At 53.7% G+C, this 13,433-nt stretch carries 10 protein-coding genes; 5 read left to right on the forward strand and 5 right to left on the reverse strand.

Translation table 11 applies throughout. The features are described 5' to 3' along the window. Positions 1–25 precede the first annotated feature (25 nt). Positions 26–1,723, forward strand: coding sequence for an NAD-dependent malic enzyme (locus tag AB8809_RS15130; RefSeq protein WP_015839764.1), 1,698 nt, complete (start codon positions 26–28; stop codon positions 1,721–1,723). A 54-nt stretch (positions 1,724–1,777) separates the two neighbouring features. Here the strand turns inward: AB8809_RS15130 and gsiD are convergent, their stop codons facing one another. The 4 genes from gsiD to gsiA all read right to left on the reverse strand — a co-directional run bounded on the left by gsiD (position 1,778) and on the right by gsiA (position 7,192). Next, on the reverse strand, positions 1,778–2,683 hold the full coding sequence (gene gsiD / locus AB8809_RS15135) for a glutathione ABC transporter permease GsiD (RefSeq protein WP_015839763.1): 906 nt from the start codon (positions 2,681–2,683) through the stop codon (positions 1,778–1,780). Positions 2,684–2,692: 9 nt separating this feature from the next. Further along, the gene (gene gsiC, locus AB8809_RS15140) at positions 2,693–3,613 is read right to left on the reverse strand and encodes a glutathione ABC transporter permease GsiC (RefSeq protein WP_015839762.1); all 921 of its coding nucleotides are present in this window, start codon (positions 3,611–3,613) and stop codon (positions 2,693–2,695) included. A gap of 107 nt (positions 3,614–3,720) precedes the next feature. Then, on the reverse strand, positions 3,721–5,265 hold the full coding sequence (gsiB, locus tag AB8809_RS15145) for a glutathione ABC transporter substrate-binding protein GsiB (RefSeq protein WP_349854796.1): 1,545 nt from the start codon (positions 5,263–5,265) through the stop codon (positions 3,721–3,723). A gap of 25 nt (positions 5,266–5,290) precedes the next feature. Beyond that, entirely contained in the window at positions 5,291–7,192 is a 1,902-nt protein-coding gene (gene gsiA, locus AB8809_RS15150; protein ID WP_349854798.1) for a glutathione ABC transporter ATP-binding protein GsiA, read from the reverse strand. Between the two features lie 754 nt (positions 7,193–7,946). On the opposite strand from gsiA, the gene moeA reads away from it, so the two are divergent. From moeA to AB8809_RS15165, 3 genes are all read left to right on the forward strand, one after another. Next, the gene (gene moeA, locus AB8809_RS15155) at positions 7,947–9,182 is read left to right on the forward strand and encodes a molybdopterin molybdotransferase MoeA (protein ID WP_349854800.1); all 1,236 of its coding nucleotides are present in this window, start codon (positions 7,947–7,949) and stop codon (positions 9,180–9,182) included. Positions 9,183–9,184: 2 nt separating this feature from the next. Then, positions 9,185–9,937 (forward strand): molybdopterin-synthase adenylyltransferase MoeB, encoded by a 753-nt coding sequence (gene moeB / locus AB8809_RS15160; RefSeq protein WP_349854802.1) that lies wholly within the window; start codon positions 9,185–9,187, stop codon positions 9,935–9,937. A 105-nt stretch (positions 9,938–10,042) separates the two neighbouring features. Then, positions 10,043–10,642: a nitroreductase family protein gene (locus AB8809_RS15165; protein ID WP_180777101.1), complete on the forward strand. Its 600-nt coding sequence runs from the start codon at positions 10,043–10,045 to the stop codon at positions 10,640–10,642. A gap of 62 nt (positions 10,643–10,704) precedes the next feature. Here the strand turns inward: AB8809_RS15165 and AB8809_RS15170 are convergent, their stop codons facing one another. Continuing rightward, positions 10,705–11,619: a lipid kinase gene (locus AB8809_RS15170; protein WP_256599779.1), complete on the reverse strand. Its 915-nt coding sequence runs from the start codon at positions 11,617–11,619 to the stop codon at positions 10,705–10,707. A 290-nt stretch (positions 11,620–11,909) separates the two neighbouring features. Here AB8809_RS15170 and AB8809_RS15175 point away from each other — a divergent pair, with 290 nt between their 5' ends. Next, the gene (locus AB8809_RS15175; protein WP_320703443.1) at positions 11,910–13,382 is read left to right on the forward strand and encodes a sensor domain-containing diguanylate cyclase; all 1,473 of its coding nucleotides are present in this window, start codon (positions 11,910–11,912) and stop codon (positions 13,380–13,382) included. The last annotated feature ends 51 nt before the right edge of the window (positions 13,383–13,433 follow it).

Below are 13,433 nucleotides of genomic sequence, written 5' to 3' on the forward strand. Positions count from 1 at the left end.
TCTGTTATCCGAAGAGTAAAAAGTCATGGAATTAGAATACGAAAGCAAACGTCCTCTCCATATTCCCTACGCTGGCCCAATCTTGCTCGAATTTCCTCTGCTGAATAAAGGCAGCGCGTTTACCGAAGAAGAACGCGCTAACTTTAACCTGCATGGTCTGCTGCCTGAAGCCGTCGAAACCATCGAAGAACAGGCAGAACGCGCCTGGCGTCAGTATCAGGAATTCAAACACGATATTGAAAAACACGTTTACCTGCGCAACATTCAGGATACCAACGAAACCCTGTTCTACCGCCTGTTGGACGGTCACCTCAGTGAGATGATGCCCATCATCTACACCCCGACCGTTGGCGAAGCCTGTGAGCACTTCTCCGATATCTATCGCCGCGCCCGTGGCCTGTTTATCTCCTACCCTAACCGCGCACATATCGACGATATGCTGCAAAACGCCACCAAACAGAACGTGAAAGTCATCGTTGTGACCGACGGTGAGCGTATTCTGGGTCTCGGTGACCAAGGTATCGGCGGCATGGGGATTCCAATCGGTAAGCTGTCGCTGTACACCGCGTGTGGCGGTATCAGCCCAGCCTACACCCTGCCAGTCGTTCTGGATGTCGGCACCAACAACCCACAGCGTCTGAACGATCCGCTGTATATGGGCTGGCGTCATCCGCGTATCACGGATGACGAATACTATGAATTTGTTGACGAATTCATTCAGGCTGTGAAGCGCCGCTGGCCGAATGTGCTGTTGCAATTTGAAGACTTCGCACAGAAAAACGCGACGCCGCTGCTGAACCGCTATCGTGATGAAATCTGTAGCTTTAACGATGACATTCAGGGCACCGCTGCGGTTGCACTGGGTAGTCTGATTGCTGCCAGCCGTGCGGCAGGTACGCAGTTACGCGATCAAACCGTGGCCTTCCTGGGCGCTGGTTCTGCAGGTTGCGGTATCGCTGAACAAATCATCGCACAGATGAAATCCGAAGGGCTAAGCGACGAAGAAGCGCGCGCACGCGTCTTCATGGTTGACCGTTTCGGTCTGCTGACGGACAAACTGCCGAACCTGCTCGATTTCCAGAGCAAGCTGGTGCAGAAAAGCGAACTGCTGGCTAACTGGGATTGCAACAGCGATGCCATTTCACTGCTGGAAGTCGTACGCAATGCCAAGCCGACCATTCTGATCGGTGTATCCGGCCAGCCAGGTCTGTTCACGGAAGAAATTATCCGTGAAATGCACAAACACTGTGCTCGTCCTATCGTGATGCCGCTGTCTAACCCGACATCCCGCGTGGAAGCCCGTCCAGAAGACATCATTCGCTGGACGGAAGGCGCGGCGCTGGTTGCGACCGGTAGCCCGTTCTCCCCAGTGAACTATCAGGATAAGGTCTTCCCTATCGCACAGTGCAACAACTCCTACATTTTCCCAGGTATCGGGTTAGGGGTACTGGCATCAGGTGCCAAGCGTATCACTGACGGTATGTTGATGGCCGCCAGCCGCGCACTGGCTGACTGCTCACCGCTGGCAAATAACGGTGAAGGCGCTCTGCTGCCGGATCTGGCTGATATCCAGCAGGTGTCTAAGCGTATTGCATTGGAAGTGGGTAAAGCCGCACAGCTGCAGGGTGCCGCCGTGGTGACCTCGTCGGATGCGCTGCAAAAGGCGATTGAGCACAACTTCTGGCAGCCGCAGTACCGTAGCTACAAACGCACGTCGTTCTAAGCATTAACGGCTTACGGCTAAAAAGCGCGGCACTGGTTGTCGCGCTTTTTTTATTCAGCTTTTCAGCTTCGGGTCGAGCGCGTCGCGCAGGCCGTCACCCAATAAATTAAACGACAGTACCGTCAGAAAGATCGCCAGACTAGGAAAGATCGCGACGTGTGGCGCAATCACCATATCCGATCGCGCTTCATTGAGCATCGCCCCCCACTCCGGCATCGGCGGCTGTGCGCCAAGCCCTAAAAATGACAGGCTGGCTGCCGTGATGATCGACATCCCAATGCGCATCGAGAAGAACACCACGATGGAAGACACCGAGCCAGGCAGAATATGTCGAAAGAGGATCGTCCCATCGCTGGCACCAATGCTGCGGGCAGATTCGATATAGGTAAGCTGCTTCAGCACCAGCGTGTTGCCTCGCACCAGACGGGCAAAGGCAGGAATGCTGAAAATCGCCACGGCGACAATCACATTCGCCATCCCACTGCCCATAATCGCCACAACGGCAATCGCCAGCAAGATTCCCGGGAAGGCAAACAGCACATCGCATATGCGCATGATGATCCGGTCTGTCCATCCTTCGTAGTAACCCGCCAGCAGGCCCAGTGTCGTGCCGATAATCATCCCCACCAGCACCGAGAGAATACCCGCCGCCAGCGAAATACGCGTCCCCATCAGGATTCGGCTGAAAATATCACGCCCTAATGAATCCACCCCAAGCCAGTGTGTCGACGACGGGCCTTCATTCAGGCGTTCATAATCGAAATAGTTCTCGGCATCATAAGGCGTCAGATACGGTGCAAGAAACGCGATTGCAATCAGCAGCAGTACAAACACGCCAGCGGTGACCGCAACATGCTGCCGAAGAAACCGCCGCCAAAATTCACGCCACGGCGTACGAACCGGTTTATCCCTAATGACAGGAAGCGTCGCCAACATCGCTTTACGTCGCCAGTGTCTCATTCCCTTTCCTTATTTGTAACGAATGGCTGGATTAATCGCGGCATACAGCATATCCACCAGCAGATTGATCAGAATAAACTCCAGCGAAAACAGCAGCACCTCGGCCTGAATCACCGGATAATCACGCATCTCCACCGCATCCACCAGCAACCGTCCCAGCCCTGGCCAGTTGAAAACCTTCTCCACAACGATTGAACCGCCGAGCAAGAAACCAAATTGCAGCCCCATCATCGTCACCACGGGAATCAGCGCATTGCGCAGCCCATGCTTCACCACAACCAGCGATTCACGCACGCCTTTTGCTCGTGCCGTACGCATGTAGTCTTCCTGCAACACATCAACAAACGACGCGCGGGTAAAACGCGCCATCACCGCCGCCACCGCCGCGCCCAGCGTCAGCGAAGGCAAAATATAGTGCAGCCAAGTGTCCGCTCCCACCGTTGGCAACCACCCCAATTCGACAGAAAAAATCTGCATTAGCAGCATTCCGAGCGCAAAGGCAGGGAAAGAGAGGCCGGATACCGCCAGCGTCATTCCGATCCTGTCAGGCCAGCCGTTGCGCCACACCGCCGATACGATGCCGATCGCCATACCAAAAATTACCGCCCACACCATGCTGCATACCGTCAGCCAGAAGGTTGGCATAAAACGCATGGCGATCTCTTCCGTGACCGGACGTTTCGACACCATCGACGTCCCTAAATCCCCTTGCAGGATATTGGTAAAGAAGTGCCAAAACTGATGCGGCAGCGATTTATCCAATCCCAAATCCTGCCGCACCATCTCGATGACGGCGGCATCCGCTTCCCGCCCGGCAGCTAAACGCGCCGGGTCGCCGGGTAACAGATGAACGAACAGGAACACCAGCACCATCACAATCAGGAGCGTGGGAATCAGTCCCAGTAGTCGTTTAATAAAATAATTCAGCATGAACAGTTTTCCACAGACATGCGCCAGACTCCCTATAAGTAGACGTGTGTTGACCACAGCGGGCGGCCTGACGGCCCCCGACTCCCTGGTCATGCTTTGACGATGAATTATTCCTTCAGGTCAGCCTCTTCAAAACTGAACAAGGTATCCGGCATCACGTAAAAACCAGTGAGCTTTTTGCTGTTAGCCGAGACTAAACGCTCTGTCGCCAGGAAAATCCACGGCGCATCCGCCCAGATTTTGTCCTGTGCATCCTGATACAGTTTCTGTTTTTCCGTCCGATCCGTGGTTTTCAGAGCATTGGCCAGATCCGCATCCACCTGCGGATTGCTGTAAAACGCCGTGTTGAACTGCGCTGGTGGCCAGGAAGCCGTCGCAAACAGCGGCGACAGTGCCCAATCAGCCTCACCCGTCGAAGCTGACCAACCGGTGTAGAACAGGCGAACGCCCGTTTCTTTGACGCCTTTACCTTCCACTTCCGCCGCGCGCTGCCCCGCATCCATAGCAGTCACCTGTACTTTCACGCCGACCTGCGCCAGCTGTTGCTGTGTGAACTGCAAGACTTTCTGCGCCGTACTGTGGTTATGCGACGACCAGAGCGTGGTGGTGAAGCCATCAGGGTAGCCCGCTTCTTTCAGCAACTCGCGTGCCTTCGCCGGATCGTAAGGCCACGGCTGATACTTTACTGCATAATCAATGCTGCTCGGCAGTGGCCCTTCGGCGAGCGTCGCATAGCCGGAGAACGCGACTTTAATCAGCGCCTCTTTGTTGATCGCGTAGTTCAACGCCTGCCGGACTTTCGGGTTATCAAACGGTTTCTGCGTCACGTTCATGCTGATGTAACGGTGCAGAATCGACGGCGACGCCACCAGCGCCAGCTTGTCGTTTTTCTCCAGTACTTTGGCCTGTTCGAACGGTATCGGGTAAGCAAACTGTGCTTCGCCGGTTTGCAGCAGTGCCGCACGCGTGTTGTTATCCACGACCGGACGCCAGGTAATGCTGTCCAGCTTCGGTAAACCGGCTTTCCAGTAGCCGCTGAATTTCTCAACTTTGACAAAATCAGTCTGATTCCAGGTCACAAAACGGTACGGTCCGGTACCTACCGGATGGAAACCAATGTCCTTGCCGTACTGCTTTAATGCCGCCGGAGAGATCATCACCGCCGCCGGGTGAGCCAGATTGTTAACGAACGCCGAGAATGGCGTCTTCAGTGTGATTTTCACCGTCAGATCGTCCACCACCTCGGTTTTGTCGATCATCTTGAACAGGTTATATCGCTTCAGACGATTATCTGGATTACTGGCGCGATCCAGATTCACTTTCACTGCGGTGGCGTTAAACGCCGAGCCATCGTGAAATTTGACGCCCGGATGCAGCTTAACGGTATACGTCAGTCCATCTGGGCTCACGTCATAGCTGTCCGCCAACACGTTCACCAGCTTCATCTCTTTATCAAAGCCAAAGAGCCCCTGATAGAAGGACTTCGCTACCGTCTGCGATAGTGAATCGTTGGCATCGTACGGATCCAGGCTGGTAAAAGTGGAACCCACGGCGATAACCGCATCTTTGGCAGCCCAGACGGGTGAAGCCGTCATGGCAGCGGTGACCCCTGCGGCGACTAACCAGCGCCGTTTTATCGTCATTACGCTCATGCTACGTTCTCCTTGTGAATCCCTGTCAATAAGCACCGGCTATCGGATGGCGCGCAACAAAGTGTCGCTCACCCACCTGCACCAGAGGTGCCGTGCTTGGTTCGTCGCCAAGCGCCCGAATCGGGCTGGGTATTTCATCAACCAGCAGCACTTGCTCGCGCTGTCGGCATGAGGGATCGGCAATCGGTACTGCCGACATCAACTTGCGGGTATAAGGATGCCGCGGTCGCTCGAATACGTCTTGCCGTGAGCCAATCTCGACAATCTGCCCCATGTACATCACCGCCACACGATGGCTGATGCGCTCGACCACCGCCATATCATGTGAAATAAACAAAAACGCGATGCCGAACTCACGTTGCAGTTCCAGCATCAGATTGATGATTTGTGCCTGAATCGACACGTCCAGCGCGGATACCGCTTCATCCGCAATCACCACTTTCGGGTTCAGCGCCAGCGCTCTGGCGATACAAATGCGCTGGCGCTGGCCGCCAGAAAACTCATGCGGGTAACGCCGGGCGTGTTCCGGCTCCAATCCCACGCGTGACAGCAGCCACTCCACGCGCTTCTCCGCCTCCTGCCGACGGCAGATGTTGTGTACCAGTAGCGGTTCCATAATCGAGAACCCGACCGTCAGGCGGGGATCCAGTGACGCATACGGATCCTGAAAAATCAGCTGAATATCACGCCGCAGATGCTGTAACGCCGCTCCTTTTAACTGATGGATGCGCTGACCATTAAAGATAATGTCGCCCTTCTGGCTTTCAACCAGTTGGAGCAACGCGCGACCGGTCGTGGATTTGCCGCATCCTGATTCGCCAACCAGCGAAAGCGTTTCGCCCGGCCAGAGATCGAAGCTGACGTTTTCCACCGCGTGCACCTGCCGGGTTACGCGGTTCAATAAACCGCTGCGAATAGGAAAACGTGTCACTAGATTGCGAACCTGTAAGATCGGCTCCGTCTGTACGGGAACGGTGTCCTGCGGAACGTTGTCCGCGATGCGTACAGCGTTGTGATCCAGCAGCGGAAATTTTTCCGGGAACGGTTGGCCGCGCATTGACCCCAACGCGGGTACTGCGGCCAACAGCCCCTGCGTATACGGATGCTGCGGCGCAGTGAAGATCTGCCCAACGCTCCCCGCTTCAACGCTTTCTCCACGGTGCATAACCAATACGCGTTCAGCCACTTCCGCCACCACGCCCATGTCATGGGTGATGAAAATCACGGCCATTGCCATTTCACGCTGTAGCACACGAATCAATTGCAGAATTTGCGCCTGAATAGTGACATCCAGCGCAGTTGTCGGCTCATCGGCAATCAGCAGCGACGGCTTGCAGGAGAGCGCCATCGCAATCATCACCCGCTGGCGCATGCCGCCGGACAGTTGGTGCGGATAGCGATCCAACACGTTGCGCGCTTCCGGTATTCTTACCAGATCCAGCATGCGTAACGTTTCTGCTCGCGCGGCGCGTCTGTCCATTCCCTGATGCAAACGAATCGACTCCGCTATTTGTTCGCCGACGGGAAAAACGGGATTCAGCGACGTCATTGGCTCCTGAAAAATCATCGCCAAATCAGCACCACGCAATGTGCGCATCATCCGCTGACGCGCTCCGCGCAGATCCAGCACTTGCCCATCGCGACGACGGAATAGCATATCGCCCTGATGAATCACGCCGCCCGCATGTTCAACCAATCGCATCAGAGCCAGCGACGTCACTGACTTACCCGACCCCGATTCCCCGACGATGGCCAGCGTTTCACCCCGATCGACAGAGAACGTTAAATTACGCACCGCGTCCGTCCGCTGCCCCTGCTGTTCGAAGTACACACTCAGGTTGCGGACTTCCACCACCCGAGTTTCAGGCAAAACAAGCCCCGGAATAGGGGAAGACAGCGAGGCATAATGATCCTGTGTGGGCGACATGAACGGCGAATCTCCATATAAGTGCGGCTGGAATCAGCGCAACGCGGTCAGGGACAAATTATCAACGATTTTCGACTATATTTAGCGCAAGGAATGATGTAAAGCGGAAACTGAAATCAGCACGGTGAAAAATTTCTTTTATAACATTAGGTTAATTGCAATAAAGACGCATCATCAGATGCAATATTTCATGCAAATCCACTCACTTTTACCCGAAGTAGTTCGAGTTGTAGGAAAAAAGTGACGCTTTCGCACCCCACGCTTGTCGTTTGATGCCTGACGAGTCATGCGCTATACCCTAAATAATTCGAGTTTCAGGACAAAACGTTAGCGTTTTGAACAGCGCTTGCGCTGGCCCCGAAGGGGTGCAGCCATAAGGCTGAATAACGCGGCAAGAGAAGGCATCCCAATGAGCTTACTCCGGTAAGTGATTCGGGTGACAAATCTGCCGGGAGCAGATTTGAACGCTGCTTGCAGCGGCCCTTCAGGGCGAGGCCCACGACGGGCCGAGTATTTGAACGCAGCCAACGCACATGCAACTTGAAGTATGACGGGTATAAAGGCCCTATTCCTTGACCTGCATACATTCACCCACGTTACGAACTCTGACATAATTAATACTGGCATAGGAAACACGTTTTCGCCCATGAACAACGCATTGGCGGAACACTTTTCATTAATGAAACTCGTCTCGTTAATGAAACCAGCCTTATTGATAAAACAAGCGGTATTGATGAAAAACGGTGGAGTAAAGATGGAAAGCGTTACCTCAGGTTTACTGACTCTTGAACAAGCTCTGGAAAACATGTTTTCTCAGGTTCCTTCCCTCACCGAGACAGAGTGCGTATCCCTGTTCGACGCCGCAGGACGGATCACCGCCCATGCCATCGCCTCCCCGATTAATGTCCCGCCATTCGCCAATTCCGCGATGGATGGCTATGCCGTACGCTGCGCCGATGTGTCCGGTTCCGCAACGCTGCCGCTGGCTGGCAAAGCCTTCGCTGGCGCCCCTTTCACCGGCGAATGGCCTGCCGGCACCTGCATCCGCATCATGACCGGTGCGCCGATTCCTGAAGGGGCTGACGCCGTGATCATGCAGGAACAGGCCGACGCCAGCGAGGACGGCATCCGTTTCCCCCATGAGGTAAAACCCGGTCAGAATATTCGTCTGGCGGGCGAAGATATTCAGGCCGGCGCCAGCGTGCTGCCTGCGGGTTGCAAACTGGGTGTGGCAGAGCTGCCGCTGCTGGCTTCGCTGGGGATTGCACAGATTGACGTGGTACGTCGTCTGAAAGTCGCTGTGTTTTCAACCGGTGATGAACTGCAACCCGTTGGCAAGCCGCTGGAAGACGGCCAGATTTATGACACCAACCGTTTCGCTGTCCGTTTGATGCTGGAACAGTTGGGCTGCGAAGTGCACGATCTGGGGATTATCCGTGACGATCCGTCAGCCCTGCGCGCCGCGTTCCATGAAGCTGACCAGCTTGCCGATCTGGTGATTAGTAGCGGCGGCGTTTCCGTTGGCGAAGCCGATTACACGAAGCAAATGCTGGATGAGCTGGGCGATATCCATTTCTGGAAGCTAGCGATCAAACCCGGCAAACCCTTCGCCTTCGGCAAATTACAACACGCCTGGTTCTGCGGTCTGCCGGGGAACCCCGTTTCCGCGGCGCTGACGTTCTATCAACTGGTGCAGCCGCTGCTGACTCGCCTGTCCGGCTATACGCAATGGCACCAGCCGCCGCGTGTACGTGTCAAAACCACAAGCGCACTGAAAAAGACGCCGGGGCGCACCGATTTCCAGCGCGGCATTTTCAGCCGTAATGCACAAGGTGAGCTGGAAGTGAGAACCACCGGGCATCAAGGTTCGCACGTTTTCAGCTCATTCAGCCTCGGTAACTGCTTCATCGTGCTTGAGCAGGATCGTGGCCACGTCGCTGCTGGCGAATGGGTCGAGATCGAGCCTTTCAACGCCCTGCTGGGACACTGAGTATGCTGCCGGAACTGAGCGATGAAGAAATGCTGCGCTACAATCGACAGATTGTGCTGCGCGGCTTTGATTTCGACGGACAGGAAAAGCTCAAGGCTTCACGCCTGTTGATTGTCGGACTGGGCGGATTGGGCTGTGCCGCCGCGCAGTATCTGGCTGCGGCGGGCATCGGCCATTTGACGCTGCTGGATTTTGATACCGTCTCGCTGTCTAACCTGCAACGTCAGGTTTTGCACCGCGACGACCGCATCGGCATGGCGAAGGTCGAATCCGCACGTCTGACATTATCCGATATGAACCCCCATCTTTCGCTCGATACGGTTGATGGCAATCTTGATGATGAGACATTGAGCCAACTCGTCAGCAAACACGATGCGGTGTTGGACTGCACCGACAATGTCGCCATTCGCAATCGCCTAAACCGTATTGGTTTTCAGCTCAGGAAACCGCTGATTTCCGGCGCGGCGATTCGAATGGAAGGCCAAATCAGCGTCTTTACCTACCAGCCCGATGAACCTTGCTACCAGTGTCTCAGCCGTCTGTTCGGCGCCAATGCGCTGACCTGCGTCGAAGCGGGCGTGATGTCGCCGCTGGTGGGCACCATCGGCAGTTTGCAGGCGATGGAAGCCATTAAGCTGCTGACGGGCTACGGTAAACTGGTCACGGGGCGGTTGCTAATGTTCGATGCGATGACGCTGCAATTTCGCGAAATGATGCTGCCGAAAAACCCGCACTGCGACGTCTGTGGCGAATAAAGGAGCCGAGGAAAGATTGGCATCCGGCACGATAAGCCATTGAATACGGCGAAAATCAGTGACACAGTATTAAGGTAAGTCATCACGTAAACTGAGGAACACACCATGAGTAATGCTTTTTTGCAGTCAATCAAGGCCCGTCGTTCAATCTATGCCATCGGCAATAAATTACCGATATCAGAAGATCAGGTTACCGCCCTCATTACCGAAGCCGTTAATGAAAGCCCCTCCTCTTTTAATTCACAAAGCTCACGCGTTGTGATTCTGTTCGGCGAGCAGCATCACAAACTGTGGGATATTGTTAAGCAGCAGTTGAAGAAAATTGTGCCTGCGGACGCCTTTGCTCCGACAGAAAATAAACTGGCCTCCTTTGCCGCTGGTGCGGGTACCGTTCTGTTCTTTGAAGATACTGCGGTGATTGAAGCGCTACAGGAAAAATTCGCGCTTTATGCCGATAACTTCCCGGTCTGGTCTGAACATTCAACCGGTATCGCCCAGTTTGCCGTGTGGTCTACGCTAGCGCAGGAAAAAATTGGCGCTTCGCTCCAGCACTACAATCCGCTGATTGATGATGATGTTAAAGCACAGTGGAACCTGCCAGCCAGTTGGAAACTGCGTGCTCAAATGCCATTTGGTTCCATCGAGCAACCCGCCGGTGAGAAAACCTATATTTCCTTTGAAGAACGTTTCCGCGTATTTAAGTAATCCGCTGAATCATGCTTTATCAGCAAACGGGGCGCCATCAGGTGCCCCGTTTGTTTTAGATGCTATTCAGGCACCGGTGGTGCGAAAACCTGAATCGCCTTCTCTCTGATCCCAAACACCGCGGGTGTTTTACCAATCAGTTCACCATCCGCATTAATATCGTGCGGCTTCGGAGTATTCAACGTCAGCTGTCTGGCGGAAAAAGCGCGAACCTTGCGCCAGCGACCGTGCGTTCCTCTGCGGATAAAGGGAATCAGTGCCACCATTTCCCACCAGTGGGACACTTCCAGACTGTACACATCCAGCCGCCCATCATCGGGCGCTGCGCTGTCTGCTACCGCCATGCCGCCGCCATAGAAACGTCCGTTTCCCACCGACACCTGCACGGTTCTCACCCGCTCTTTCATGCCGTCATGATCGATCTCAACGCGGAAAGGACGACTTTGCTTCAAGAGCTTAAAAGCCGCCAGCGCATAGCCTAATGTTCCCCACCGTTTCTTGGATTTCGCCGACAGCCCGCGCGCCAATGCCGCAGAAAACCCAATACTGGAAACGTTAAAAAACAGATGCCCATTGACCTCGCCCAAATCAACGGCACGCCGCTGCCCATCGACGATAACCTGAACCGCCTGCCGGATCTCTCTGGGAATGCCCACCGTACGGGCAAAGTCATTCGCCGTCCCTAAAGGCAACACGCCCAGCGGTAATCCGGTATCCACCAGGCCAGGCGCGGCAGAATTTAGCGTGCCATCGCCACCGCCGATAATGACAAAATCCACCCGATCCGCGTACGCGCGGATGATATCGCTGCATGAGCCCGACGCGTTTTCATCCGGTTCGACGATGTGAATCCGGCTTTCCAGCAATAGCTGCTTCACATAGCGCGCAGAGGAATCGCCATTCCGCGCATGCTTATTAATAAATAAAAGCGCTGTTGGGCCTGATTCCTTCACTGCTGAATAATGGCTCATGGTCATCCACCCAACGTTATTTTTTTGATGAAATTTGTTTGATGAAATCTAACCATAGGGGTAATCAAACCGACAAGGGAGCTTTAACAAGCCCACAATAAAATACAAAACATTACGTTCCGGCACTCAGCCGCTAATACTTCCACACTGAAACCACTATAATGAACCCTACAAGTCAGCGATCCCTTTACCCACGTTGCTACACCGTTATTCCTGTGACACATGGCACCACCATTTTTAGGTGAAAACAGCAGCTTATTCACCTATCCCATTAATGCTTCTCTGGGGAGATTATTTTGCAGACCGGATTCATCAATAACTCACGCTGGCTGGATAAAACACGCGCAATCGTCATACTCGGCTCCATGCTGCTCGCCGCATTTCTGGTGATCAGTTGGACCAGTTATGAAGTGGCTAAGGAATCACTGGAAGAAGAAATCGAAGAAAATACCCTGCCGCTGACCAGTGACAACGTCTATTCTGAAATCCAGCAGGATTTGTTAAAACCTATCTTTATTTCATCGCTGATGGCGCACGATACGTTTTTACGCGACTGGGTGCTAAAAAATGAAAGCGATCCGCAGGCTCTATTCCGCTATCTGAAAGAGATCGATCGCCGCTTCAACACCGTATTCTCTTTTTTCATTTCAGATAAAACCAAGCTCTACTACGATCAGCAGCGCATCTTGAAAACCGTCTCGGAATCCTCCCCCGACGATCAATGGTATTTCCAGCACAGAACGCTATCGGATGACATGCCTTATGTCGTCGATCTCCGCGTCGATCCTGAAAACCGCACGCGACTGGACATTTTCATCAGCCATAAAGTCATGGATTATGAGGACAATTTTATTGGTATTACCGGCGTGGGTATTCCGGTTGAGCGCGTTAAGCATCTCATTGAAAAATACGAACAGCGTTATAACCGCACAATCTATTTCATTGATAAAGAAGGCAACATTACGCTACATGGGGAAAGCTACACCCGCCCCCTGCAAATTCAGCAACAGCAGGGGCTGAACCGGATCGCGACCACGGTTTTAACCTCCCCCGGTGGAGCCTATGAATATCAGTCAAACGGGGAACATATTTTCCTCAACACCCGGCTAATCCCTGAATTCGGCTGGTATTTGATGGTGGAGCAAACCAGCCATCCCAGCGAAAAACGGCTATTCGCCACGCTGCTAAAAAATCTGGGTATCAGCACGTTCGTCAGCGTTCTCTTCCTGTTCCTGCTGTGGTTGACCATTGGCGGCTACCAGCGTCGTCTGGAACAGATGGCGACGACCGATAAACTAACGGGCCTCATGAACCGTCAGGCATTTGATTATCTATTCCGCCGTCTCGGTACGAAAAATGCCCTACAGCACAAATCGCTCTCTATTATTCTTATCGATATCGACCACTTTAAAAAAATCAATGACAAGTACGGCCACAATGTGGGAGATATGGTTTTAAAAGAAGTTTCCGCCATCTTATCGGCGAATACGCGCTCCAGCGATCAGTCCTGCCGTTGGGGAGGAGAAGAGTTCGTCATTTTGCTCGACGATTGCGACATCAACGCCGCGCAGCAACGTGCCGAAGCCCTGCGACACAATATTGAGATAACGCCTCTTCCCTACCGTGAAGGGATCATTCAGGTGACAGCCAGCTGCGGCGTTGCTGAATATCGGGCAGGTGAGACGCTCAGTATGCTGATCAACCGTGCCGATATCGCACTTTATCAGGCAAAACAGCAAGGACGTAATCAAGTGGTCAGCGCCATATAGCAACGGCGTATGTGAACAGGGATTGTGGCTAAATAGATAATGTGCCTGTAT

Origin of the sequence: Pectobacterium aroidearum, from assembly GCF_041228105.1 — a bacterium.
GTDB classification, from domain to species: domain Bacteria; phylum Pseudomonadota; class Gammaproteobacteria; order Enterobacterales; family Enterobacteriaceae; genus Pectobacterium; species Pectobacterium aroidearum.

What these genes read in the sequence shown, in the direction of transcription:
- AB8809_RS15130 (WP_015839764.1), top strand. Translation starts at nt 26, where the DNA reads ATGGAATTAGAATACGAAAGCAAACGTCCTCTCCATATTCCCTACGCT.
- moeB (WP_349854802.1), top strand. Translation starts at nt 9,185, where the DNA reads ATGCTGCCGGAACTGAGCGATGAAGAAATGCTGCGCTACAATCGACAG.
- gsiA (WP_349854798.1), bottom strand. Translation starts at nt 7,192, where the DNA reads ATGTCGCCCACACAGGATCATTATGCCTCGCTGTCTTCCCCTATTCCG.
- gsiD (WP_015839763.1), bottom strand. Translation starts at nt 2,683, where the DNA reads ATGAGACACTGGCGACGTAAAGCGATGTTGGCGACGCTTCCTGTCATT.
- gsiC (WP_015839762.1), bottom strand. Translation starts at nt 3,613, where the DNA reads ATGCTGAATTATTTTATTAAACGACTACTGGGACTGATTCCCACGCTC.
- moeA (WP_349854800.1), top strand. Translation starts at nt 7,947, where the DNA reads ATGGAAAGCGTTACCTCAGGTTTACTGACTCTTGAACAAGCTCTGGAA.
- gsiB (WP_349854796.1), bottom strand. Translation starts at nt 5,265, where the DNA reads ATGAGCGTAATGACGATAAAACGGCGCTGGTTAGTCGCCGCAGGGGTC.
- AB8809_RS15170 (WP_256599779.1), bottom strand. Translation starts at nt 11,619, where the DNA reads ATGACCATGAGCCATTATTCAGCAGTGAAGGAATCAGGCCCAACAGCG.
- AB8809_RS15165 (WP_180777101.1), top strand. Translation starts at nt 10,043, where the DNA reads ATGAGTAATGCTTTTTTGCAGTCAATCAAGGCCCGTCGTTCAATCTAT.